This is a genomic window from Candidatus Kuenenia stuttgartiensis, from assembly GCF_900232105.1.
GTDB lineage: Bacteria > Planctomycetota > Brocadiia > Brocadiales > Brocadiaceae > Kuenenia > Kuenenia stuttgartiensis_A.
The window spans coordinates 2,637,476-2,663,419 of sequence record NZ_LT934425.1 but is presented as its reverse complement, the minus strand read 5'-3'; the positions used below and the strand labels follow the sequence as shown (position 1 = coordinate 2,663,419).

Sequence of the window (25,944 nt, the reverse complement as noted above, 5' to 3'; positions counted from 1 at the left end):
ATTTATTATGCCGGATGAAAATCTTTCGTAGCCTTCATATACGCCTTCCTTATTTGGGCAGCATTTTTGTATTCTTTAATACTCTCTTCCGGGATTAGCAAGACAAGCTTCTGTACCTGTTCCTTATCTTAGCCAAAGCATCCTTAACTTCAGCAAGACGTTTTACTAGCTAATCATATTCCTGGCGGCGAATCACTATAAGCTCTTCACCTTCGGTGATACGTTTTGGAATGGTAATTTTATATATAGATTTCATTTTCTCTGTTTCCTTTTTTTTGTATAAGAACGGGTTTAACAATCAAAATGTACCCCTAATCCGCCTTACACACTAACTATTCAGCGTAAACATTTCCGTCAAACATTGGCTTGTGCCCCAAACCGAAGCTTTGGAGCAGGCATTTTTAATTTTTCACGGCACGAAATTGTTGCCACAAACCTCATTTATTTAACCACGTCGTCAGTATGAGAATAAAAATACATCCAACCACAATATAAAATGCGTAATTACGCACATAACCTGTTTGAAAGAGGCGAAAGACATTGCTTATCCCGACAAAGAAACGTGCAATTCCGTTTACTGAACCGTCAATCATCATCGCATCAACCCGCTTCCATAACTGAACAGAGATCTTTTTCACAGGGTTGACAAATACGGCGTCATATATTTCGTCAATATAATACTTGTTTAACAAGACTTTATAAGGCAACGCAAACCGTTCTGCCAGCTTTTTGGGAAGTGCCTGTTTTTTCACATACATTTGATATGCAAGCCAAATACCCCCGACAGCAATAAGGGTTGAGACCACCATCATAAGATAGGGAAGCCCCCCGCCATGATGTCCGCCTGCTTCAGAGCCGTGCATTTCCCCATGACCATGTCCTCCGAACACTGGAGATAGAAAATGATTCAAGGCGCTTGCACCAGGTATCCCGAAAAAACCGCCTATTATGGAAAGACCTGCCAGTATTATTAAAGGGGTCGTCATGTTCCTGGGAGATTCGTGCAAATGTTCTTTCACATGAGGATCGACACGTGATTCTCCATGAAACGTCATAAACAACAGGCGAAACATATAAAATGCCGTTAAAAACGCTGCAACAGCACCTATAGACCAATAAATAATATTTCCCCGTACAAACGCCTCCAGCAATATTTCATCCTTACTGAAAAATCCCGCAAAAGGCGGAATACCTGCAATAGCCACTGTGCCTATCAAAAATGTTTTATAGGTAACCGGAATGTGGTTTTTCAAACCACCCATTTTTCTCATATCCTGTTCGCCGGACATGGCATGAATGACACTTCCAGAACCGAGAAACAACAACGCCTTAAAAAATGCATGCGTCATAAGGTGAAAAACGCCTGCCGTAAACGCTCCAACACCGCAGGCAAGGAACATATAACCTAACTGACTGATCGTTGAATACGCCAAAACGCGTTTGATATCGTTTTGCATGAGCCCGATTGAAGCAGCAAACAACGCCGTGGCAGCCCCTATACAAGCAACCACGGTCATGGTAAAAGGGGACAACATATAGAGAACATTACACCTTGCAACCATATAAACACCTGCCGTTACCATCGTTGCTGCATGTATAAGGGCGCTCACCGGAGTGGGGCCTTCCATTGCATCAGGCAGCCATGTATATAAGGGTATCTGCGCAGATTTTCCCGCCGCACCCATAAACAAGAGGAGTGTAATGAATGTTATCGTTATATTCCCAATGGCAAATTTCCCGTGAGACGCCGCACTAAAAACCTCCGTGAAATCAATGCTGTGAAACGTCAGAAAGATGAGCATAATGCCCAATGCAAAGCCAAAATCCCCTATGCGGTTAACGACAAATGCCTTTTTCGCTGCATCAGAAGCGGATTTCTTCTCAAACCAGAATCCGATAAGGAGGTAAGAGCATAGCCCAACCGCCTCCCAACCAACAAACATGAGGAGGAAATTGTTGCTCAGTACAAGCAATAGCATTGAAAAGGTAAATAAGTTAAGGTAACTGAAATAGCGGTGATATCCCTTGTCTTCATGCATGTACCCTATCGAATAGATGTGAATCAGGAATCCAACACCAGTCACAATAAGAATCATCAGGGCGGACAAAGGGTCTACCTGAAACCCGGCTGTTGCATTGAATGATCCGGATTGAATCCAACCGAACAGGTGTTTTTCAAAAAGACGTTCTTCCGGCGGTAAGAAAAGAAGTCCGCAGAAAACAATTACGGAAATGAAAAAGGACAGGCCTGTTGCCCCGCAGGCGATATATCCTACCGATTCTTTACGCAATCGTCTGCCGAAAAACCCGTTAATTGCGGAACCAATTAAGGGAAATAACAAAATGAATGCAACCAGATTAAGCATAGGCCCCCTACCACTTCATGATATTCATGTCATCGACATCAACGGTTTCTTTGTTCCTGAATATTGCAATAATTATGGCCAAACCAACCGTTGCTTCAGCAGCGGCAACCGTCATGGAAAAAAATACAAACATCTGCCCTTCCATAGAGTGCAGATAATGGGCAAATGCCACAAACGACAGATTTACCGCATTCAGCATAAGCTCTATGCACATAAAGATTATGATTGCGTTTCTCCTTATAAGTACTCCGACAACCCCGATTGAAAACAATATAGCGCTCAAAATTAAATAATGAGTCAGCGTAATCATATTACTGTTTCCTTTTCGCTAATATAATAGCCCCGATAACGGCCACAAATAATAAAACAGAGGTCATTTCAAACGGCAAAAGGTAATCGGTGAATAATAGTTTGCCAACTAATTGTGTATGCCCTATGCTTTCGACCTTTGCGGAAGTATAAATCCCTTCCCTGCCCTGGAATAGCTTTGATTTGATCGTCAACCCCATAATAATAAGCAATACGAGACCCAGAACCATTGCCGGTATCCGCTGAAAAGGCAGGCCATCTTTCTGCTTTTGTTCACTGTTCGTCATTAATAACATGATGACAAAGAGGAAGAGGACCATAATCGCCCCTGTATATACGATTATCTGCACTGCGGCAATAAACTGCGCCTCAAGCAAAACATACAGCACCGCTATATTCAAAAAGGAAAAAACCAGATATAAAGCGCAGTATATAGGGTTTTTCTCAAATATAAGGTAGAGCGCCGCAACTACAGAAGTCGCCGCCATTACATAAAATAAATATGGTTCCATTATAGTTTAATTACCATGCTATAATTTTCTTTTTCTGGCAGATTCCAGTAATTTTTCTTTATCTAAAACGCCGCTATTCTTGTCAGTGGCGAGTTCAAAAACGTCCCCGAGAAGAATGGCCCTTTCAGGGCATGCCTCTTCGCAAAAACCGCAAAATATACACCGGAAAGAATCCAGTTCATACATCGACGGATACCTTCTGAATTGTTCATCCTCTGCACCCTCTATGGAAATACACTGAGAAGGGCATACTTTGGCGCACAGTCCGCACGCAACACATTTTTCGCGCCCATCTTCACCGATTTGCAGTTCCGGCAATCCCCTGAATCTTTTGGCAAGCCTTGGCCTCGCATCAGGATAGCTTTCGGTGACACACGTAAACGGATTCAAAAACCGTTTTAACGTAAGTAATAGACCTTTCACTAACGGTAAAATCATAGTCCTCGAATAACCATGATAAGTCCTGTTACTAAAATATTAAACAATGAAAGTGGCAGCAGAAATTTCCACCCAAAATGCATCAACTGGTCATAACGAAGCCTTGGGAATGTTGCCCTCAGCCAGATAAAACCAAAAAGGCAGAAGGACAATTTCAGCATAAACCAAACAACCCCCGGCAAAAACGGCCCATGCCAGCCGCCGAGAAAAAATGTTACCGCAATGGCAGACACTGTTATCATATTTGCGTATTCCGCCATAAAAAACATGGAAAACTTCATACTGCTGTATTCCGTATGGTAACCTGCCACAAGCTCTGTCTCCGCCTCCGGGATATCAAAGGGGCACCGGTTTACTTCTGCTATAGCGCTTATCAAATAGATGAGAAAACCTAAAGGCTGCCAAACAAGATTCCACATTTTTGATTGGGCATTCACAATATCCACCATACTCAACGATCCGGTCATCATGATAACCCCAATGAGAGAAAGGCCTATAGTTAACTCGTAACTTATCATCTGAGCGGAGGAACGTATCCCCCCTAACAACGAATATTTATTATTCGATGACCAGCCTGCCATAACAATGCCATAAATACCCATTGAAGAAACCGCTAAAATATAAAGGATTCCCACATTAATATCGGTAATGACCATATCTATACGATGTCCAAATACATTGATTACCCCTCCAAAGGGAATAACGGCAAACGTACACAACGCGGGGATCAAAGTCATTACCGGCGCCAGCACAAAAAGTATTTTTTCCGCCTTCGCGGGAATAATATCTTCTTTAAACAAAAGCTTTATGCCGTCTGCAATAGGCTGCAGTATACCATGGAATCCTACGCGCATCGGGCCGAGACGCACCTGCATGTGCGCCAATATCTTTCGTTCAAACCAGATCATTGAGACAATCATTAGTTGCACTACATTAAAGACAATGAAAATCTTAACGGATGCAATGATAAGAAAAATGAGTAGCTTTCTATCCATTTGAAACCTCTTCCATCATCATTCTTTGTCCGCAACATTCCAATATCCCAGTCGTTTCGTAAATCACATTTATCTTTTGTCCGCATATTCCGCAGATAAAGTGCACCCCGCTTCCCTCCTCAGGAGACTTATGCGCAGACGTCCAGACAGACATCATATCTTTCTTCCCAACCAGGGTCATTTCCTTGCCGCAACATACAAGCACCCCAAAACCTCCGTCAACAACAACAACCTTTTGCTTGCATATCTCGCAGAAAAACGTTTGTCCTTTTTTCGCCATGTATAAAACCTCAATACTGCATTTAAATCCGGATTATCGCGGATTCAAATTTGTAATTTGAACCCCACATTTTATACCCCCATGCAGTCAGGAGTTTCCTCCTGACTGTCTCTCACGCTCAGGCAACAGGAGAAACCTGCCGTCACAGAAAATAGGCACAATATTCATGCATATTTTCTTTAGTATGGTATATTTTCCTTTTTGTATTATTTTTTTAGTAAATCTCTGAACATTTTTTTATCAATACCTGCTTGTTTTAACATCTCATTAAAGGTCCCTTTAGATATATCTCGTTTACCTTTGTGGCTTAATCTTACCTGTAATACGGTCCCCGCATCCGTAATTCTTTCCCATGTCTCATGTTTTTGGCTTCTAATCTTATTAAAACCCAATCTCTTAAGTACAAACCGCATATCATCGTATGTATATATGGCCATATTTAACCGTTATCAGTTCGCATAGTTCCCATTTATCTTTACATTCAAGGACCTTATCGACATAAGGCTTATGATGGAACCTATTAGGGCTTTTGATAAATATTTCTTCACGATTCCTGTAATCTTCTGAATATTCTCTTATTATTTCTAAAATAGCATCTAAGGCTTGTTCTGCGGTATCCATTTCGGTTACTATGTCCAGTTCCGGACATTTAACCATATATTTTCCGTTATCTTTGATAATATAAATATTAAGCAAAGGCATACCTTGAACAAATTGTGGCTTCTGTTCATTAGTAATTTTAGTTTTTCCCATATTTTTATCTCTTTTCTTGCCTGATAATTATGAACACTTTAGTTTTTTGAAAAAGCAGGGGCGAAGCATTTGCTCGTTTGGGCATGAACGCATTTATGACAATTTACAGCAAATGCTTCGCCCCTACACTGCGATTATTGGAATTTTTCAAAAAACTAAAGTGTTACAATAATTAAGATTTCTGTCCACCACGCAACCCATTTTTTGCCCATAATTTCTTCAATTTTATATTGTTGATCCCGTCATCGTTCGCACAAAGCGTTGTTAACATATAAACCCATTGGTTCAGGTCGCAGACCTGAATCCGCCAAGGAGTGTTGCCAATTAGTCTATTCGAATAACAGCCCGGAATTGCCGCCCATTTTATAGGCAAAACGCAAATAAGTCACATTGTTGTTCGTGACTGTCTTGCTGCCAGAAAGAGGATAGCAATCCCGTGCGGATTCGTTTAACGAAAACACCATGTCTACTTTATTACATCCTTTTTTTATTCACCTTGGCTCAGGCGTAACACCAAATCAGAAACAGTATAAATCTTCACCGGTGTATATGCCTGAGATATCAAGATATTAACAGGTGAGTCTGCATATGCATCTGGCACAAAAACTATGCCCGGAGGAGATTTCTTTGTTACCCTTGCTCTCAGTTTTAATTTTCCCACCCGCGACTCAACCATAACCATATCCCCATTTTTAATCTGCATATCCTTTGCGTCTTTTTCGTTTATTTCTACACAACATTCAGGGGCAATCGAAACCAATGCCCTTGATTTTGCTGAATAAGCGCCATGGTGATTCAGGCTTGCACCTGTCATTACGATGAAAGGAAATTCTTTTTCTACATTCACTTTCAGGAATTTACCCTGAATCGCAAAAAACGTGCAGGTATTTGATTCTTTTTTTTCAGGAAACGATGAAGGCCAGTGAAATTCCTTTCGCTTCAGGCGGTCATAACTTAAGGATGAATAAAGAGGGGCTGCCTTTTTTATTTCATCCACAATTTCCGTTACATTCGCATAGGGGAAAGCATGTCCCATTTTTTCTGATACATCGCAGATAATTTTCCAATCAGCCTTCGATTCACCCACAGGTGAAACAGCCTTGTTTAATCGCTGCGTGATCAATCCCATACTGGTATAAGTACCTTCTTTTTCGGCAAATGTAGCAGAGGGGAAGATCACATCTGCCTGTTTTGCTGTTTCCGTCATAAATGAATCCTGAACGACAATAAATTCCATATTCTTAAAACTATCTCTTATCTCTTTTCCGTTCGGATACTCCGTGACAGGATCTGCGCCCATTACGTAAAGCGATTTTATGCTCCCATTTTTTGCGGCGTCAATCAGATTTAAGGGTTTTTTTGATAAAAGATCTTCAGAAAATTTTACGCCCCACAATTCTTCAATTCTCTCCTTATTCGATGCATCGTTTATATCAAGATAACCGGGTAATGATTCCGGAACGACTCCCATATCGTTTACCCCCTGCGAATTATTATGATATCTTGCACAGAAAAGAGACACCCTGCCAGGATGAATTTCACTACGATTGGAAATATCAATCAATGTGCAAAGGTCTAACAGCGTTTTTATGGTATCCGCACCAAGCGGGTCTTCAATAACGTCTTTGCCGTAAACAATGCAACAGTTGCCCGGTTTCGCCAGCAATCCGGCAGCGTTGCGTATCATTTCAGGCGAAACTCCCGTCAATCGTTCAACATCAATTAAACTAAGATTTTCTACCGCTAAACGTAAATCGCTAAGATTACTTGCCGAAGACTCTAACTTTTTAATATCAACAAGTTTATCCTCAACAATAACTTTGATTATTGCGTTGAGCAATATATGCTGACTTCCCAAAGAATAGTTTAGTCGCGCTTCATTTGGGGCGGTATTTTTAAAAATGATAGTGCGCGGGTTGGCGATCACCACATTTGCGTTATTCAATTTTATTGCCTTCCTTGCCATGCATCCTATGACGGGAAGTGCCTCGGTAATATCCACGCCAAAAAAGAACAGGGTGCCGGCATTTTCGATTTCCTTCAATGGAGCGGCTGCAAACCCGCTTTCAACTGATTTATATAAAACGCTATTTAAGAATGGCGCCCTCATATTTGCTATGTTGTCAATACAATTTGTCCTCAGTACCGTTCTGCAAAATTTCTGAAAAAGGTAATCTTCCTCGTTGGTACATTTTTCAGAACCGATGCCGCCTATCGTATTGCTGCCATGTTTTTCAATAATTCGTCCAAGCGTCTCCGACACAAACCCAATCGCCTCTTCCCACCGGACAGCCTGAAATTCACCATTCTTTTTTATCAATGGGGTGGTTATTCGTTCAGGGGAATGAATAAATTCATGCCCGAACCTTCCCTTCACACAAAGATTTCCCTCATTTATTCCCAGTTTATCTTCGGAAAGCACGCGCCTGACGCTTCCATTTTTTGTATTTAAAACAATTGTGCAGCCAACGGAACAATATGGGCAAATTGTCTGAAAACCCTCGAATTCCCACGACCTGCCGCTGAACTTCAGCGTTCTGTCCTGCCAAGCACCTGTCGGGCACACAGCCAGACACCCTCCGCAAAAACTGCAATCCAATGGCCTGTCAAAGGCGGTTCCAATAACCGTTCTGAACCCGCGGTTCTGGAAGTCTATGGCGCCAACACCCTCTATTTCCTTGCAGGCGTTTACACAGCGTCCGCACAAAACGCACCGGTTTCTGTTTAATTCCAAAACCGGATTATCCCGAATTACCGGAGCAGACATCCTTGCCGTCTTGAATCTTCCCAGAGGGGATTCCTGTTCATGGGCAATATTTTGCAGTCCGCATTCTCCGGATTTATTACAGGTGGGGCAGGCAAGTTCATGATGAGCAAGCAGGTATTCCATTACCGCTTTTCTATGGCGATTCACTTCTGCTGTATTTACTTTTACGCTCATCCCCTCGGATACCGGATGTGCACAGGCGAAACGGCGTCTTGTTTGATTCCTTTCAGTAACTTCAACATAACAAAGCCTGCATCCGCCAAACTGGGATAGTTTTGGATGGTAGCACAGGCCTGGAATATAAATATTATTGTCCAATGCCGCCTGAAAAATATTTGTGCCTTCAGGCGCTACGATTGATTTATCATCTATTGTCAGATGGATAATTTTCATTTTATTGCCAGGAAATTACATTTTTCGTAACACACATTACATTTAATACACTTTGCTTTATCAATAAAAGCAACTTCCGTCTTGCTGCCACTGATTGCTTTGACAGGACAATTACGTATACAGACCTGGCATTTAGTGCATTTATCGGGGATAACCTCATACCTGTGCAACGCCGTACATGTGGCGGTGGGGCAAATTTTGTCTCTGATGTGAGCGATATATTCGTCTTTAAAATACCGCAAAGTGGACTTGATTGGATTGGGCGCTGATTGCCCAAGACCGCAAAGGGACATGGTCTTCACCTCTCCGCACATCTCTTCAAGCATTGCAATATCGCCCTCTTCACCCATTCCCTGAGTAATCCGCGTAAGTATATCAAGCATAAGGGTTGTGCCTATTCTGCATGGAGGACATTTTCCGCATGATTCCCGTGCGCAAAAATCCATAAAAAAGCGAGCCATTTCCACCATACAGGTGCCGTCATCCACCACTACAAAACTACCTGAACCCATCATCGCGCCAATTTCCAATAATGATTCGTAGTCGATAGGAAAATCCAGCAATGATTCAGGCAAACAACCGCCGGAAGGCCCTCCAATCTGAACGGCTTTAAACCGTCTTTTCCTGGGAATCCCCCCTCCTATATCAAATACGATTTGCCGGATAGTTGTGCCCATGGGAACTTCTACAAGGCCCGGATGTTTTATTTTCCCCGTTAATGAAAATATCTTCGTACCTTTGCTTTTGTCTGTTCCCATCTGAGCATACCAACCTGCCCCCTTATTCATTACAAGAGGGACATTCGCAAAGGTTTCCACATTATTTAACACAGTTGGCTTATCCCACAGTCCCGCCTCTACAGATTGAGGGGGCCTTGTGCGCGGCATTCCCCGCTTGCCTTCTATTGAATATTGTAATGCCGTGGACTCTCCGCAGACAAAAGCACCTGCGCCTTCCTTTATGTAAATATTTAAGCTGTATCCGCTGCCCAAAATATTCTCACCCAAAAACCCATATTTTCCTGCCTGCTCAATAGTATGCTTAATCCTTCTAACCGCCAGAGGATATTCCGCACGGATATATATGTAACCACTGGTTGCGCCAATGGCGTATCCGCCAATAATCATGCCCTCAAGGACTGCGTGCGGGTCACCCTCCAGTAGACTTCTGTCCATAAATGCACCAGGGTCGCCCTCGTCAGCATTACAGATAACAAACTTTTCATCGGTAGAATATTTTGCACACGACGCCCACTTATTGCCGGTAGAAAACCCACCGCCCCCTCTTCCTCTCAAACCTGACTTAGACACTTCCTCAATCACCTGCTCCGGACTCATTGTCTTTAGTACTTTTTTAAGGGCTTCATACCCGCCGCGGGCAATATATTCCTCAATGCTATCAGGGTCAATGTAGCCGCAATTCCTCAAAATCTGCTTGCGCTGCGGTCTATTAATGATCAGTTCATCAAAAAAAGGAACTAGCGGATATGGCTCTTCGCACCCCTCTTCCGCAACCATTTGAGACAATACATGGTTTTTAACAATTTCCCCTTTTCTTACGTGTTCCTCCAATAACAGAGGGACGGTCTGCGGCTTCACATTTTTATACGTTACCCTGGTACGGCCAGGGATTATTATATCAACAAGTACTTCATAGGAACATAAACCAATGCACCCTGTATGAACAATATCCGCCTGAATCTGTTGTTTGGCAAGTTCGCTTTCGATACTTTTTAATACCCCCCTCGCGCCAGCGCCAATGCCACATGTTCCCATGCCAACAATTATCCTGGCCCTGGCGGGCATTGCATCCACTTTTGAACCTTCAGACCTTTCGTCAAGAACCATTTAGCAGAAACTCCTCAACAAGGACAAGCCAGAACCAAACAAATAAGAAAATCTGCAACCTGCAACCGGCAGTCTCCAGTCGGCAGTCTGTAGACTGGCAACTTCGGATTTCACAATTAACCTGACTTCGAAGCTAATTTTATACACTACATTGAATATATATGCGGAAAGCCTGTATATTCAATAGTTTTCGCTTCCTTTAATAAAAACATAAACTATTCGTGTAGTGTATACAATATACACTATACATAACATGTTTAAAGAATTCAATTAGTCGAAAAGACATTGATTTATCTTACTTTATTGCTCTTTATAATTTGTAGTGTATAAATTGAGCTTGGAATTTGGGAATTAAATGTACTGCAAAAAATGCAAAGAAACTACCCACAAGCTCTAACCCTTTATCTCGTCTATTATATTCCCAACGGTATTATGCGACAGTTGGCCATAAACATCTTCATCCACCATTATAACCGGCGCAAGCGAACAGGCGCCCAAACAAGCCACCTCTTCGAGGGTAAACATTGTATCTTTTGTTGTCTCCCCTACAGGAATGTCCAGTTTTTTGCCCAGTTTTTCAATAATTTGCTTTGCGCCTTTTACATGACATGCAGTTCCGCTGCATGCCTTAATGATATGCCTGCCGCGTGGTCTCATATGAAACTGGGCGTAAAATGTCGCAACACCGATTATCTCATTCACGCTTATATTCAATCTTTCCGAAACAAAATCAACAACCTTCTCCGGCAAATAACCATATGCCGTCTGTATCGTCTGCAAGATGGGAATGAGCGAGCCCCTGCCGTGTTTATACTTTTCTAAAACATCTTCTGTCTTAGAAAGATATAATGCTTCATTCTCAGCGGATTGTATATTTGTTTCAGCCATTTTTGTTTTTAACGATCAATTTCACCCAAAACTATATCTAAACTCCCGATTACGGCAACGACGTCGGGCAGCATCTTTCCTTCCACCATTTTTGGCAACGCCTCAAGATTTACAAAAGACGGCGGCCTGATTTTTAAACGATAGGGACGGTTCGAACCGTCGCTGACGATATAAAATCCCAATTCCCCTTTCGGGGCTTCCACACATGAATAGACTTCGCCTTTTGGCGGGCAAATGCCATCGGTAATTAATTTAAAATGGTGAATCATAGCCTCCATGTTTGTTTCCACCGCTTCTTTTGCCGGCAATGCAACAGCCGGGGCATGGGCAATGTGATCTCCTTTCGGAAGAATATCCAAGGCCTGTTTAACAATGTTGTTGCTTTGAATCATTTCCTCAATACGCACACGGTATCTGTCGTACACATCGCCATGCACTCCCAGTGGAACGTTAAAATCGTATTTGTCATAACTGGAATAAGGTTCTGCCTTTCTTACGTCCCAGTCCACCCCGGAACCTCTTAAACTCGGCCCGCTCAACCCGTAATCAATCGCTTCTTCCGGGGAAATATAACCAACGCCAATTGTGCGTTTTTTCCAAATCGGATTATCTTTTAATAGTATTTCATATTCCTTCAGTTTTGAAGGAAATTCATTCACGAACTTTTCAACGCTTTTCAGAAAACCTCCGGGCAAATCGTGCGCAACACCGCCAATCCGTATATAGGAAAGATTCATTCTCGAACCGGAAACCATCTCGAAAATATCGTAAAGCGTTTCCCGTTCGCGGAAACAATAAAAGAAAACCGTCATTGCCCCTAAATCAAGGGCATGCGTGGCCAGCCACAATAAATGGGAAGATATCCTTGTAAGTTCGCAAAGCATAACCCTTATATGCTGCGCTCTTTCGGGAATTTCAACGCCGATTAATTTTTCAACCGCAAGCGCATACGCTAAATTATTTGAGAAAGGCGCCACGTAATCAAGGCGGTCGGTAAGGGGAATGAATTGATGATATGTCTTGTATTCTGCTAGTTTTTCCACGCCCCTGTGCAGAAATCCAATATCAGGCGCCGCCTTTGTAATGGTTTCGCCATCCATCTCGAGTATTAACCGGAGCACGCCATGAGTACTCGGATGCTGGGGTCCCATATTGATGGACATCATATGAGTGGTTTTTGCGGAAGTAGCCGTAGTCATGCTTCATCCTTTCTGTAGATAGCTCTCAGGCTCGCAGGCTGTCTTCCATCTATGGGATAATCTTTCCGCAATGGATGGCCTTCAAAATCTTCCGGCATGAGTATCTTCCTCAGGTCGGGGTGACCCTGAAACTGAATGCCAAACATGTCATAAGTTTCTCTTTCGTGCCAGTTTGCCGTTTTCCAGATATGAGTAACAGTTGAAATGGTTGGATTATCAGAGGGAACGGGAACTTTAAGACGCACTCTGTGTTTCTTTTGCATAGAATACAGGTGATATACTACCTCAAAAACACCATTTGTTTCAATTTTATCAACGCCACATACATCGGACAAATAATCACACTCAAGCTCCTCGTTTTTCTTAAAAAACTCAGCTACCTGCATAATGTGTTCTTTTTTTATAACAAACGTCAATTCCCCACGAAAATCATAACAATCGGTTATCGCTTCTGGGAAATGAGATTTCACTAATGTAATAATTGAATCATTATTCATCGCGGCATACTTTGAAATATTCTTTTATAGTGATCCTTTCTGGATTTTCTTCTGTATTTCCATGATAGCATGAATCAACGCCTCGGGTCTCGGCGGACAGCCCGGAAGATAAACATCCACCGGTATTACTTGTTCAAGTCCCTGTACAACGCTGTACGTGTTAAATACCCCCCCGGAAACAGCACAAGCGCCCATCGCAACAACCCATTTAGGCTCAGGCATTTGTTCGTATATCTTCTTCGCCACTGAGGCCATTTTATAGGTAAGCGTACCCGCAACAATCATTAGATCTGACTGCCGCGGAGAGAATCGAAACACTTCGGCGCCGAAACGTGCAAGGTCATGACGCGGCGCTACAACGGCCATCATCTCTATTGCACAACAAGCCAAACCAAAGGGCATTGGCCAAAGAGAGGATTTTCTTGCCCAATTTACCATTGTTGTCAAGGTGGTTGTCAGAATATTATCACCCAGATGGCTCTCTATTCCCATTCCAATCCCCCCCTTTTCCAAATGTATAAATAACAAATAAGCAATATGCCAATAAATATCACCATTTCAATGAATCCAAAAAGCTTTAATGACTTAAAGGCAACTGCCCATGGATACATAAAGATAACCTCTATATCAAATACAACAAAAAGCATTGCAATCAGGTAAAACTTTACGGAAAAACGTTCGTGCGCGGACCCCACCGGCTCAACGCCGCATTCGTAAGGAGTAAGTTTTTCTTCGGATGGTTTTTTCCTGCCAAGGATCTCTGAAATCCCTACATTGGTTAGTGCAAAACCGAGTGCTACAAAGAATAAAATTAAAATGGGCAGATATTGTATCATTTGACCGGGATTATAGAACTATTTATGAAAAAGTCAAAAAGTTTTAACGAAAGTTAAACAGTAAGAAATAATACCCCTTTCCAACAAAGAAATGAGACATAGTATAATCATCTAAAATCAATTTATCAAGGGCATAAAACACAAAATCATTAAAATATTTAGCAATACTTAACAAATTCGTAACTATTCAGTGTAATTTATTAAACTACCGGAGATAAGAGCGCAACTCGTTCCCAAACAGATACTTCACTATGTTCAGTACAAGGTTTGGGAACGAGCCGTGTATCGTTTACGCTGAATAGTTACACAAATTCAGGTAAATACCCCAATTAAAAATATATTGAACCCTTGCTAAACTTTTTCTGTATTTAAGATGTTTCCTGTTTTATAATGCAAATATATTGACGCTGTTGTTCTTAATTCTATCCATGCAGAAAGTTTTTTCGCCTATAATGCTTTTATGAGTAGCTACAAATCCAGCCTGGCTTTTCTTATAGTTTTCATATCCCTGTTCTGTGTTATTATGTTAGGTACGCCGGAATTAGAAGCGAAGCATTTGGAACCTTCCAATGATTCACAATCGATCCATATCGACACTCAAAAAGAAAGAGATTCTTTAACGGTAGAAGAAAATGGTACACAGACTACTGCAGGGGGCAATAAGCCCATTCAAACGCCGGATAGTAATAGCAACAATATCATAACAGAAAAAGAAGAACCTTATATTATTTCTGAACATGAAGAAAATAAGTATCCGCAGAAAATAGCACACCCCAATGAAGATGACCGGCCGATTGTTCCCACAGAAGAGGCGCTTTCGGATACCACAGAGCAAGATAATATCATGGCTACGCCAACACCGATTCTCTCTGTTATACCTACGGGCTATGGGCACTCTTTGGTTGAAAAAGAAAAGGAAATCCATACACCAACACCATCGCCAGAGGGAGAATTATCTCAGGCTATTCCTATTGAGATAAGCGCTCCGCATGCAACAGAAGAGCATCTTGAAGAAGAATCATCGATAAAAGAGGTTCCGCCACAGCATGCCATCACTACAGAGAGTCGCAGCGATACTGATATTCTTGCAGAAGAGGCACTTTCGGATACCACGGCACAAGATAATACACTTGTTACACCAATGCCGATTCTACCTGTTACACCCACTGTCCATGGGCAGTCTTTGATTGAGGAAGAAAGGGAAATCCACACGCCATCTCCGGAAGTAGAATTATCTCAGGCGATTCCTATTGAAAACGAAACTCCTCATGGAACAGAAGAGCATCCCGGAGATGAGTCATCGATAGAGGAAATTGAGCCGCAGCATGCTATAATTACAGCGACTCCGGGAGATGCTGAAGAAAAAGGCGCCATCTCCGCCATGCCTGTTCCAACTCCGGAATATCCTGCTGCATCCGCTCACACAGAAGAATCACTGGTTCCGATAGAAAAGGATAAGCCATCGCATGATGTAGAACGCGGAGCGCCAACTATCCCCTTGGAGTTGTTGCCGTTTACGCATATTGAAGGTTCTTCTCAGGTGAATGAAGAGAGAGATGCTGGACTGCCAACAAAGGATACCGATGAATCAACAACAGGAATAGCTTCAGAAGAACACCGCTTAGACACTGTGAAAGAAGAGGGAGTTTCAAGGCCTGCCTGGGATATATTGCACAAAGATCCATCCCATAGTGTGATCCTTGCCATCGCCATAATACTTATTGCTGCCAAGATAGGAGAATTGCTGGCAAAAAACGTTCAGTTGCCTTCGGTAGTGGGTAATCTATTGGCAGGACTAGTGTTAGGCAATATCTATATCTTTACCGGAGGGGATTTTTTCGAATTTCTCAAGACAATGCCCTTTTTAAAGATGATATCATATTTTGGAACGTTGATACTTCTCTTTACCGCAGGGCTTCATACCGATATCAGGATGTTATTACGGGCAGGGGCTTCCTCTTTACTGGTGTGCATGGGCGGTATTATCGTCCCTGCCGGACTGGGTCTTGTGGCAGGGCATTTCTTCCTTCCTGATGCCTCAAATGGTACAAAGATGCTTTTAGCAATTATTTTGGCCAGTACAGGAATGGGATTATTAACGGCAATTTTAGGCGAATTAAAGGCTATGAATACCCTGGAAGGAAGGATACTCATCGGTGCCGGCGTTCTTACAGAGATCATGGTTATTTTATCCTTCGGCCTCGTTAGCGGATTTGTCGCTCGTGAAGGGAATTCTTTCCTGCATATTTTAGTTAGCGTGTGTATCGCAATTTCTTTCCTTACCATTGCGTTAGTAATTATTTTGAGATATAGCGAAAAATTCGGCAGCTTTTTAACGAAAAGAGCTAAAGAGGGATTAAATATTCCTATTGTAATAGTTTTGTGCCTCTTGTTAGCCTTTATGACTGGAACAATTGGGCTTCATACAGTAATAGGGGCATTTGTTGCAGGGTTATTCCTGCGGAATGTAAAACTAAGTGATTCCGACGAATTCGACGAAGAAGAATATCGTACTATTGAATCTTTTATAAGGCCATTTTATAAGATTATAGTGCCAATACTTTTTGTTAAAGTGGGGGCGCAGGTTGATCTAATGAGTTTTTTACATGTAAATACAGCGATCCTCGGACTTGCTATAACGGGTGCCGCTATTGCAGGAAAGATGTTTTGCAGCGTTTGCCCGATTGAGCGCGGAGTAAATCGTTTGACTATAGGCATAGGTATGGCGATAAAGATGGAAGGGACTCTAATACTTGCAGGAATAGGCAGAGATATGGAAATATTTAACAGCGCCGTATTTTCCTCTGCTATTATGGTAATCGTGCTTACCTCTATCATATGTCCTTATTTTTTAAGGGCATTCCTGCAGAAGAAGGGCGACGCACAAGACATCGTCTCTGTTGCAAAAGCAGAAGAAGGAATTAAAAAGGGCTGCGTTAAACTGAATACACAGGGGTAAAAATGATTCACTATCGGAAAATCCTTTGTCCCGTTGATTATTTAAATTGTGCCATGAATGCGCTTGCATATGCGGCAAAATTGGCAACAAGGGAAACTGCCAGGCCTTTATCTTATTTATGTAAAGGAAGAACATGCCTCTGATTATGGCGGGCTTAAATTTGACACGGAGTTAAACCGTACCGAGGAAACGGATGCAGAGATAGAACAGAAATTTATTAGCAGTATTCCAGAAGAAATAAGGTGCTGTATAAATATTGAAATATTGATGAGGGCGGGGGACACCTGTGAAGGGATTTTAAAAGCAGCCAGAGATATTGGGATAGATCTTATAGTTATGGGTACTCACGGCCGTACGGGCATTTCCCATATGTTTATTGGTAGTGTGGCAGAGAAGGTGATAAGAAACGCCCCTTGTCCTGTATTGTGCATAAGGGGGTAAGGCTGTCAGTAATCTACAGTCGGCAAATTGCAGATTGAGGATTGTATTATTTTGAGTATACGTTTAGATTCAACCGGATAACCTCGAAATATCGCGGCAAGCTTTTCTACCGGCTTCTTCAAAAGGCAACACAAATAGAACCGACGACATTTGATAAAAGTCAAAAGGTTTTAACGAAAGTTAAATCGTAAGAAATAATACCCCCTTCCAACAAAGAAATGAGACATAGTATAATCATCTAAAATTAATTTATCAAGGGCATAAAACACAAAATCATTAAAATATTTAGCAATACTTAACAAATTCAGGTAAATACCCCAATTAAAAATATATTGAACCCTTGCGAAACTTTTTCTGTATTTAAGATGTTTCCTGTTTTATAATGTAAATATATTGATTCTGTTGTTCTTAATTCTATCCTCGCAGAAAGTTCTCTAGCCCACAATGCTTTCATGAGTAGCTACAAATCCAGCCTGGTTTTTCTGATAGTATTCATCTCCCTGTATTGTACCGATATGTTAGGTGCGCCAGTGTTGGAAGCGAAGCATTTGGAACCTTCCAACGATTCACAACCAATTCATGCCGACACTCAAAAAGAAAGGGTTTCTTTAGCAGTAGAAGAAAATGGGACACAAACTATTGCTGGGGACAATCAACCCATTCAAACGCCTGTTATAGAACACCCATCCCCCACAACGGTTGATATGAGAGACGTCGGTATTCAGACGCCGAATAGTAATAGCGATGTTATCACAACTGAAAAAGAAGAACCCTATACTTCTGAACATGCAGAAAATAAGTATTCGCAGAAAATAGCACACACCAATAAAGATGACCGGCCGATTGTTCACGCAGAAGAGGCGCTTTCGGATACCACAGGGCGAGATAATATTGTAGCTACGCCAACACCGATTCCCTCTGTTACACCCACTGGTTATGGGCAATCTTTGGTTGAAGAAGAAAAAGAAATCCATACACCATCGCCAGAAGGAGAATTATCTCAGGCCATTCCTATTGCGAGAAGAGATCCTCATGCAACAGAAGAGCATCCCGGAGAAGAATCATCAATAAAAGAGGTTCCACCACAGCATGCCATCACTACAGAAAGTCGCAGCGATACTGATATTCTTGCAAAAGAGGCACTTTCGGATACCACAGCACAAGATAATACCATTGCTACACCAATGCCTATTCTGCCTGTTACACCCACTGGCCATGAGCAATCTTTGATTGAGGAAGAAAGGGAAATCCACACGCCATCGCCGGAAGGAGAATTATCTCAGGCGATTCCTATTGAAAACGAAACTCCTCATGGAACAGAAGAGCATCCTGAAGAAGAATCATCAATAAAAGAGGTTCCGCCACAGCATGCCATCACTACAGGGAGTCGCAGCGATACTGATATTCTTGCAAAAGAGGCACTTTCGGATACCACGGCACAAGATAATACACTTGTTACACCAATGCCGATTCTACCTGTTACACCCACTGTCCATGGGCAATCTTTGATTGAGGAAGAAAGGGAAATCCACACGCCATCGCCGGAAGGAGAATTATCTCAGGCGATTCCTATTGAAAACGAAACTCCTCATGGAACAGAAGAGCATCCTGAAGAAGAATCATCAATAAAAGAGGTTCCGCCACAGCATGCCATCACTACAGGGAGTCGCAGCGATACTGATATTCTTGCAAAAGAGGCACTTTCGGATACCACGGCACAAGATAATACACTTGTTACACCAATGCCGATTCTACCTGTTACACCCACTGTCCATGGGCAATCTTTGATTGAGGAAGAAAGAGAAATCCACACGCCATCGCCGGAAGGAGAATTATCTCAGGCGATTCCTATTGAAAACGAAACTCCTCATGGAACAGAAGAGCATACAAGAGATGAATCATCAATAGGGGAAGTTCCGCCGCAGCATAGTATTCTTACGGAAAATCACAGAGATACAGAAGAAAAAAGTGTCCTCTCCGACACGCCTGCGCCTGCACCTACGCCGACATATTCCGCTGCATCCGTTGACGTGGAAGAATCACTGATTACAGGAGAAAAGGAGGAGCCGTCGCCTTATGGAGGAAGTAAGTCCTCCCCAAATGCCTCCGTGGAGAGGTTGCCTTCTACGCCTCTTGAAGGTTTTTTACAGGGGAAGGAAGATAGAGATACGGAACCGCCGAGAAAGGATGCTGGTGAATCCACAACGGTAATAGCTTCAGGAGAACGCCGCATAGCCGCAGTGAAAAAAGGGAAAGATTCAGGTAATGGCTGGGAGATATGGCATAAAGATCCAACCCATGCGGTAATCCTTGCCGTCGCCATAATACTTATCGCCGCCAAGATAGCAGAATGGCTGGCAAGGAGGTTGCGGCTTCCTGCTGTAGTAGGAAAGCTGATAGTGGGAATGATACTGGGTAACGTCATCACCTTTACCGGATGGGATTTTTTCGATTTTCTCAGGACTATGCCATTCGTAAAGATGATATCATACTTTGGAACGTTGATACTTCTTTTTACCGCTGGTCTCAATACAGACCTCAGGGCATTATTACGGGTAGGAACATCTTCTCTCCTGGTATGTTTGGGCGGTATAATAGCCCCTGCAGGACTGGGACTTATGGTTGGGCATTTTCTCCTTCCGGATATCTCAAGCGGCACGAAACTTCTTTTGGCAATCGTTCTTTGTAATTCGAGTACCGGATTATTACTTGCGGTTTTGAGCGAATTAAAGGCAATAAATACCCTGGAAGGAAGGGTAATGGCCGGTGCTACTATTCTTACCGATATTATTGTAATTTTAACCTTCGGTGTAGTAAGTGGATTTGTTGTAAAAGGAGGAGGTTCTCTCGTAGGTATGTCCCTCAGCTTTGGCGTAGCAATCACTTCTCTGATAATCAGTTTGATTGTTATCGTAAAATATGGTGATAAGTTTGGGAATTTTCTCACGAAAAGGCTTACGGAGGGTTTAAATATACCCATAGTGGTAATTTTATCACTTTTATTAGTCTTTATGTTTGGGTCTGTAGGACTCCACACGGTAATAGGCGCATTTGTTGCAGGCTTATTCCTGCGGAATGTGAAGCTAAGGAACTCTGATGATAAGGAGCATCGTAATGTTGAATCGTTTATAAGACCATTTTATATGCTCCTTGTACCGATACTTTTTGTTCGGGTGGGGGCGCAGGTAGAACTGGGGAGTTTTTTCAATCTAAATGCCCTCCTCCTCGGCCTTGCCATAACAGGCGCTGCCGTTATCGGAAAGATGTTTTGCAGCGTTTGCCCGATTGAGAAAGGTATAAACCGTCTGGCCATAGGCATAGGGATGGCGACAAAGATGGAGGGGACATTAATTCTGGCAGGACTTGGCAGGGATATGGGAATGTTAAGTGATACGGTATTTTCTTCTGTTATTATGGCAATTGTATTTACTTCCATCATATGCCCCTCTCTTTTAAGAAACATCTTGCTAAAGAAAGGCTGTTCACCTGAGATTCTTCCTGTTACTAAAAGAAAAAAGGAATTAGAAGGGGCAGTGTTAAACTGAATACTCCGAGATAAAAATGATTCACTATCAGAAAATTCTTTGTCCCATAGATTATTCAGATTGTTCCATGAATGCGCTTGCATATGCGGAGAAATTGGCAATAAAGGACTCTGCCGTGCTTTATCTTATGCATGTCCATGAAGAGCATACCTCTGATTATGGCGGGCTTAAATTTGACGCTGAGTTAAACCGTACTGCGGAAACGGATGCAGAGATAGAACAGAAATTGAGGAGCAGTATTCCTGAAGAAATAAGGCATCGTATAAATGTTGAAATACTGATGAGAGCGGGTGTTCCTTTCGAAGAGATTTTAAAAGCAGCCCGCGATGTGGGGGTAGATCTTATAGTTATGGGTACTCACGGCCGTACGGGCATTTCTCATATGTTTATTGGCAGCGTGACAGAGAATGTGATAAGAAATGCCCCTTGCCCCGTCTTGTGCATAAGAGGGTAGTTATCATTGGGACAAAGACGGTGCCATGTTGGCTGATGTTGGAACTATCACTTCTATCCGCATGGAAAATTAAAATTACTATCACATGATAGTTTAAGCCACAACGCAAACCTGAGCAAATTCAGGAGACACTTCGAGTCTATTTCCTTTCAATTCAAATTCTTCGCTGCATTTAAGACAATAAAAGACAGCTACAGGGCTATTGTTTTTAAATTCACTCAATGGAAAATTACCACAACAAGGACAATAAGAATTTTCTTTAACCCAATTTTCAGTTAATACTCTTGCAATTTGCGAATTGCTAGAATATCCTTCTGCTAGTTTTGTATTGAAACTTAAATTCATTTTAGGGGATTTTTAGAGTCACATATTAAATATTGATAATTGGGGCATTCACTTGACCGGCTAATTCTCACATAATTAGAGACGTACAACAACTAATGCTTCAATCAAATATCCTTCTCTTTAAATTTAAACATAAGGACTGGCGGTATGTTGGATAAATAGTGGCGAAATGGACGCCATGTTTGTCTCCATAGTAAATATATCGAGGGGCTTATCTGCGCCGATGACCCTTGCACCGGAGCAGAGGACCTCTTGTATTTACTGGCTTAGCGATTTATCTACCCATTGAGTTGCGAAAGTCGGGCTAACGCAAATATCGCAAATATGCAAACCAAAAAAAAGGCCGCACAACGATATTGCTCTGTCATTGTGCGGTCTATTCGTTGACGGACAAAAACAAAAATCGTCCATCGAGTTTCTGCCCCGAAATCGGCTTAAAAGTGTCTTAGTGCTATATGAAAATCCTATTAAGTCAGGTTTTATTTTAAAACCTTCTAATGTGTGACCTCGTTATCTTCCTTTCTATTCCGTTAGTTCTTCCCCACTATTTCCTTTCTTGTTTCTGAACCTCCTCCTGTTGCCCTTTTTTATTAGAAAGGTTTCTTAGCCACCTATTCGAGTAGCCCAGCTCATCATAACTAGTATCATATTGTTTTGTTTCAGACGAGATATCAGACAACTGTGATTGAAGTGCGGTAATCTTAGTTTGTAAATCATGCTCTATCTCGAGAAGGGTATTTACCTTCATTTCAAGATCATCGATGCGTTTTTGGATTTTCGGGTAAATAGTATCAAGGAAATTACCTCTTGTCTCAATTTTATTATTGAGGGTATCCAGTGCTGTTTGAAGTTTTGAATAATCGCTGTCCGTATTAGTGGCTTTTTGTGAAAGTTCTTCAATTTGTCCTTCAATATTTTGGCAGGAAGATTGTAAATTTGAAAGTATTTGCCCATGGTCTTGAATCTTCTTATTAACGAGTGCAGCATGTTCTTCTTGTTCCTTTTGGATTTCGTTAATTTTTTTGGAAAACCCTGTACATCCCGTTAATAAAAAAGACAGACTTATTACAAAGGCGATAAAAGAAATGTATTTTTTCATTTTGAGTGATTACCTTTTATTGAAAATAAGTAAATCGATTAATGCCTTTTCTCATTGTCTTAAGTATTTTGGTGCAACGACAACACTATGATACAAAATACCCTCCCATGTGTAAACCTATATTTACATTTTCTTGACAAATATGTAAACGAAAGTATACTGAATATTGCTTGCTGCAATTGCCAATAACTACAAAAACCACGCAGGAACAATCATAAAACCTGTAACACCTTAGCCTTTTGAAACGGGAAAAAGTCCTTTGTAGTGTGACGAGGTCCGTCGCACTATTTGAATTTAGTGGGCTTAGGTGTTTCAAGTGAGGAACGAACAACATCCGTTTACAGCAAATGCTCCGCCTCTATACCATCCTTTTTACCTTTTTAATACGGCAAGTCGCGCTGTTATTGGAATTCTTCAAAAAACGAAAGTGTTACTAAAACCGTAACCGTTCACAGTATTTAAGTTACTGTTAAATTGGTACTTAATAAATTATGAATTTATTACAGAAAAAAATTTGAATTGCTAAAGCGCTTATTTTCAGCGCATTAAATATTTGCTGGCTAATTCATGAATTTCATAAAAAATACATAACTTGCTTAGAATATTATATTTAACGCCATTTTATCCCCTGTGCGCGGTTACCTAAAATCTTAAGACCATTCTTACACACTTAAGAAAGGTGTTCATTGCAAAGGTTTGCATAGTGCTGCCGAAAAAAAGGAATGAGAAGGGTCAGCTTTAAACTGAATAGGGGTTAACGATGATTAACTTTCAGATGCATACTATAAAATTGAAACGGGCATCCGTAATACTATTAATTTTTTTGTTTTACTTTTATGGAATTTGGTTACCCCAGGTAAAAGCAGAAAAAGTTTCAATAACAAAGGATTCGGAGCAAGTTCCCGCCAATAATAAAAAAGAGACTTTAGAGACACAATCCGCCCCTATCGAGCAATGCGAAATACAGTCACCTGCCTTAGATGAAAAACCCTTTCAGGCTATTGTTGTAGAGAAAACTCCTCCTTCTGGTACCGTTACTGCAGAGGGGGAAACCCTTAAGGAGAACACCTCCATTCGTGAGGATGGTCAGGAAATTGCAACTGAAGAGGAAATTTATGATGTCACATCCCCGATAATACTTTCTAATCCTTCCCCCGATGGAGAAGTATCCTCAATTGAGGAAGAAAAGGGGGATCAAACATCGGTTGTAGATAACGAACAGCAGGAAAATACCCCTGATGAGGGAAAAGCATCTTCTCATGAAGAAGAGAAATCACCTATTAGCCATCAGGTAAATACCGACGAGGGCGAGTTTCAGGATATAAAAGAGATGGGTGTCTCTTCTTATTTGCCAGAACCCTCTCCTGCGACTGCTCGTGAGGAGGGACCTTTTCCTGAATTTGATGTCGCGAATAATGAAAGTTCAGAAGAGACATCTCCTACCAATGAAGATAAAGAAGATATTGTTATCGATAAAGATATGCTTTCGGATGTTAAAGAAGAGGAAACCCTTTCTATCGCGCCTACGTCAACACCTTCTACTCCTTCTCCCGGAGAAGAGATGGTATTGGTTAAAGAAGAAAAGGGTACACAATCATCTGTTGTTCCTGATGAGGAAAGTATTTCTCTCTTACAGGAAGAAAAATTACCTATCGAGTACCAATCAGTTCGCAATGAGGAAATATCTCTGCAAAAACCAGTTGGAGATATAGCAGAAAGTGAAGGTTCCGGGCATGTGTGGGAGATATGGCATAAAGATCCAACCCATGCGGTAATCCTTGCCATCGCCATAATACTTATCGCCGCCAAGATAGCAGAATGGCTGGCAAGGAGGTTACGGCTTCCCGGTGTAGTAGGAAAACTGATAATAGGAATGATACTGGGTAACGTCATCACCTTTACCGGATGGGATTTTTTTGATTTTCTCAGGACTATGCCATTCGTAAAGATGATATCATACTTTGGAACGTTGATACTTCTTTTTACCGCTGGTCTCAATACAGACCTCAGGGCATTATTACGGGTAGGAACATCTTCTCTCCTGGTATGTCTGGGCGGTATAATAGCCCCTGCAGGGCTGGGACTTATGGTTGGGCATTTTCTCCTTCCGGATATCTCAAGCGGCACGAAACTTCTTTTGGCAATCGTTCTTTGTAATTCGAGTACCGGATTATTACTTGCGGTTTTGAGCGAATTAAAGGCAATAAATACCCTGGAAGGAAGGGTAATAGCCGGTGCTACTATTCTTACCGATATTATTGTAATTTTAACCTTCGGTGTAGTAAGTGGATTTGTTGTAAAAGGAGGAGGTTCTCTCGTAGGTATGTCCCTCAGCTTTGGCATAGCAATCACTTCTCTGATAATCAGTTTGATTGTTATCGTAAAATATGGTGATAAGTTTGGGAATTTTCTCACGAAAAGGCTTACGGAGGGTTTAAATATACCCATAGTGGTAATTTTATCCCTTTTGTTAGCCTTTATGTTTGGGTCTGTAGGACTCCACACGGTAATAGGCGCATTTGTTGCAGGTTTATTCCTGCGGAATGTGAAGTTATGGAACTCTGATGATGGGGAACATCGTAATGTTGAATCGTTTATAAGACCATTTTATATGCTCCTCGTACCGATACTTTTTGTTCGGGTGGGGGCACAGGTAGAACTGGGGAGTTTTTTCAATCTAAATGCCCTCCTCCTCGGCCTTGCCATAACAGGCGCTGCCGTTATCGGAAAGATGTTTTGCAGTGTTTGCCCGATTGAGAAAGGTATAAACCGTCTGGCCATAGGCATAGGGATGGCGACAAAGATGGAGGGGACATTAATTCTGGCAGGACTTGGCAGGGATATGGGAACGTTAAGTGATACGGTATTTTCCTCTGTTATTATGGCAATTGTATTTACTTCCATCATATGCCCCTCTCTTTTAAGAAACATCTTGCTAAAGAAAGGCTGTTCTCCTGAGATTCTTCCTGTTACTAAAAGAAAAAAGGAATTAGAAGGGGCAGTGTTAAACTGAATACTCCG

Annotated in this window: 21 protein-coding genes and 2 pseudogenes; 6 read left to right on the top strand and 17 right to left on the bottom strand. The window is 41.7% G+C overall.

All coding sequences use genetic code 11. From position 1 onward, the window contains the following. Positions 1 to 437: 437 nt before the first annotated feature. The 15 genes from nuoL to KSMBR1_RS12395 all read right to left on the bottom strand — a co-directional run bounded on the left by nuoL (position 438) and on the right by KSMBR1_RS12395 (position 14,080). Positions 438 to 2,366: an NADH-quinone oxidoreductase subunit L gene (gene nuoL, locus KSMBR1_RS12465; RefSeq protein WP_099325627.1), complete on the bottom strand. Its 1,929-nt coding sequence runs from the start codon at positions 2,364 to 2,366 to the stop codon at positions 438 to 440. A gap of 7 nt (positions 2,367 to 2,373) precedes the next feature. Beyond that, a complete protein-coding gene (gene nuoK / locus KSMBR1_RS12460) occupies positions 2,374 to 2,676 on the bottom strand; it encodes an NADH-quinone oxidoreductase subunit NuoK (RefSeq protein ID WP_099325626.1) in 303 nt (100 codons plus the stop codon). 1 nt (position 2,677) lies between these two features. Then, on the bottom strand, positions 2,678 to 3,187 hold the full coding sequence (locus KSMBR1_RS12455) for an NADH-quinone oxidoreductase subunit J family protein (RefSeq protein ID WP_099325625.1): 510 nt from the start codon (positions 3,185 to 3,187) through the stop codon (positions 2,678 to 2,680). Positions 3,188 to 3,205: 18 nt separating this feature from the next. Continuing rightward, positions 3,206 to 3,625 (bottom strand): NuoI/complex I 23 kDa subunit family protein, encoded by a 420-nt coding sequence (locus KSMBR1_RS12450; protein WP_099325624.1) that lies wholly within the window; start codon positions 3,623 to 3,625, stop codon positions 3,206 to 3,208. Beyond that, positions 3,622 to 4,620 carry an NADH-quinone oxidoreductase subunit NuoH gene (gene nuoH, locus KSMBR1_RS12445; protein WP_099325623.1) on the bottom strand — a complete coding sequence of 333 codons (999 nt, stop codon included), beginning with the start codon at positions 4,618 to 4,620 and terminating at the stop codon, positions 3,622 to 3,624. Before nuoH ends, KSMBR1_RS12450 begins: the two co-directional genes overlap by 4 nt. After that, on the bottom strand, positions 4,613 to 4,900 hold the full coding sequence (locus KSMBR1_RS12440) for a hypothetical protein (RefSeq protein WP_099325622.1): 288 nt from the start codon (positions 4,898 to 4,900) through the stop codon (positions 4,613 to 4,615). Before KSMBR1_RS12440 ends, nuoH begins: the two co-directional genes overlap by 8 nt. A 206-nt stretch (positions 4,901 to 5,106) precedes the next feature. Next, positions 5,107 to 5,313, bottom strand: a complete 207-nt coding sequence (locus tag KSMBR1_RS23515; RefSeq protein WP_419470091.1) for a type II toxin-antitoxin system HicA family toxin — start codon at positions 5,311 to 5,313, stop codon at positions 5,107 to 5,109. A 1-nt stretch (position 5,314) separates the two neighbouring features. Beyond that, positions 5,315 to 5,653, bottom strand: a complete 339-nt coding sequence (locus tag KSMBR1_RS12430) for a hypothetical protein (RefSeq protein ID WP_099325620.1) — start codon at positions 5,651 to 5,653, stop codon at positions 5,315 to 5,317. A gap of 487 nt (positions 5,654 to 6,140) precedes the next feature. Beyond that, a complete protein-coding gene (locus KSMBR1_RS12425; RefSeq protein ID WP_099325619.1) occupies positions 6,141 to 8,813 on the bottom strand; it encodes a molybdopterin-dependent oxidoreductase in 2,673 nt (890 codons plus the stop codon). Further along, positions 8,810 to 10,660 (bottom strand): NADH-quinone oxidoreductase subunit NuoF, encoded by a 1,851-nt coding sequence (locus tag KSMBR1_RS12420; protein ID WP_099325618.1) that lies wholly within the window; start codon positions 10,658 to 10,660, stop codon positions 8,810 to 8,812. Before KSMBR1_RS12420 ends, KSMBR1_RS12425 begins: the two co-directional genes overlap by 4 nt. A 393-nt stretch (positions 10,661 to 11,053) precedes the next feature. Then, positions 11,054 to 11,548 (bottom strand): NADH-quinone oxidoreductase subunit NuoE, encoded by a 495-nt coding sequence (nuoE, locus tag KSMBR1_RS12415; RefSeq protein ID WP_099325617.1) that lies wholly within the window; start codon positions 11,546 to 11,548, stop codon positions 11,054 to 11,056. An 8-nt stretch (positions 11,549 to 11,556) separates the two neighbouring features. Beyond that, on the bottom strand, positions 11,557 to 12,747 hold the full coding sequence (nuoD, locus tag KSMBR1_RS12410) for an NADH dehydrogenase (quinone) subunit D (protein ID WP_099325616.1): 1,191 nt from the start codon (positions 12,745 to 12,747) through the stop codon (positions 11,557 to 11,559). Continuing rightward, complete coding sequence (locus KSMBR1_RS12405) at positions 12,744 to 13,244, bottom strand: NADH-quinone oxidoreductase subunit C (RefSeq protein ID WP_099325615.1); 501 nt, start codon at positions 13,242 to 13,244, stop codon at positions 12,744 to 12,746. The genes nuoD and KSMBR1_RS12405 overlap by 4 nt, the downstream gene beginning before the upstream one ends. 24 nt (positions 13,245 to 13,268) lie before the next feature. Further along, a complete protein-coding gene (locus KSMBR1_RS12400) occupies positions 13,269 to 13,736 on the bottom strand; it encodes an NADH-quinone oxidoreductase subunit B (RefSeq protein ID WP_099325614.1) in 468 nt (155 codons plus the stop codon). Further along, a complete protein-coding gene (locus KSMBR1_RS12395; protein WP_099325613.1) occupies positions 13,727 to 14,080 on the bottom strand; it encodes an NADH-quinone oxidoreductase subunit A in 354 nt (117 codons plus the stop codon). Before KSMBR1_RS12395 ends, KSMBR1_RS12400 begins: the two co-directional genes overlap by 10 nt. A 460-nt stretch (positions 14,081 to 14,540) precedes the next feature. Between KSMBR1_RS12395 and KSMBR1_RS12390 the strand changes: the two genes are divergently transcribed. From KSMBR1_RS12390 to KSMBR1_RS12370, 5 genes and pseudogenes are all read left to right on the top strand, one after another. Then, on the top strand, positions 14,541 to 17,039 hold the full coding sequence (locus KSMBR1_RS12390) for a cation:proton antiporter (protein WP_099325612.1): 2,499 nt from the start codon (positions 14,541 to 14,543) through the stop codon (positions 17,037 to 17,039). A 69-nt stretch (positions 17,040 to 17,108) separates the two neighbouring features. Continuing rightward, complete coding sequence (locus KSMBR1_RS12385) at positions 17,109 to 17,480, top strand: universal stress protein (protein WP_197705191.1); 372 nt, start codon at positions 17,109 to 17,111, stop codon at positions 17,478 to 17,480. Positions 17,481 to 17,524: 44 nt separating this feature from the next. Continuing rightward, positions 17,525 to 17,671, top strand: a pseudogene (locus KSMBR1_RS12380) (IS1595 family transposase); the annotation flags it as partial. Positions 17,672 to 17,932: 261 nt separating this feature from the next. Beyond that, positions 17,933 to 21,025, top strand: coding sequence for a cation:proton antiporter (locus KSMBR1_RS12375; protein WP_099325610.1), 3,093 nt, complete (start codon positions 17,933 to 17,935; stop codon positions 21,023 to 21,025). 16 nt (positions 21,026 to 21,041) lie between these two features. Next, positions 21,042 to 21,479, top strand: a complete 438-nt coding sequence (locus KSMBR1_RS12370) for a universal stress protein (RefSeq protein ID WP_099325609.1) — start codon at positions 21,042 to 21,044, stop codon at positions 21,477 to 21,479. Positions 21,480 to 21,617: 138 nt separating this feature from the next. Here KSMBR1_RS12370 and KSMBR1_RS12365 read toward each other — a convergent pair. Together KSMBR1_RS12365 and KSMBR1_RS12360 are read right to left on the bottom strand one after the other, a co-directional pair. After that, a pseudogene (locus KSMBR1_RS12365) lies at positions 21,618 to 21,824 on the bottom strand (DpnI domain-containing protein); the annotation flags it as partial. Between the two features lie 544 nt (positions 21,825 to 22,368). Beyond that, positions 22,369 to 22,923 (bottom strand): hypothetical protein, encoded by a 555-nt coding sequence (locus KSMBR1_RS12360; RefSeq protein WP_099325607.1) that lies wholly within the window; start codon positions 22,921 to 22,923, stop codon positions 22,369 to 22,371. A gap of 760 nt (positions 22,924 to 23,683) precedes the next feature. Between KSMBR1_RS12360 and KSMBR1_RS12355 the strand changes: the two genes are divergently transcribed. After that, positions 23,684 to 25,936 (top strand): cation:proton antiporter, encoded by a 2,253-nt coding sequence (locus KSMBR1_RS12355; RefSeq protein WP_099325606.1) that lies wholly within the window; start codon positions 23,684 to 23,686, stop codon positions 25,934 to 25,936. Positions 25,937 to 25,944 lie beyond the last annotated feature (8 nt).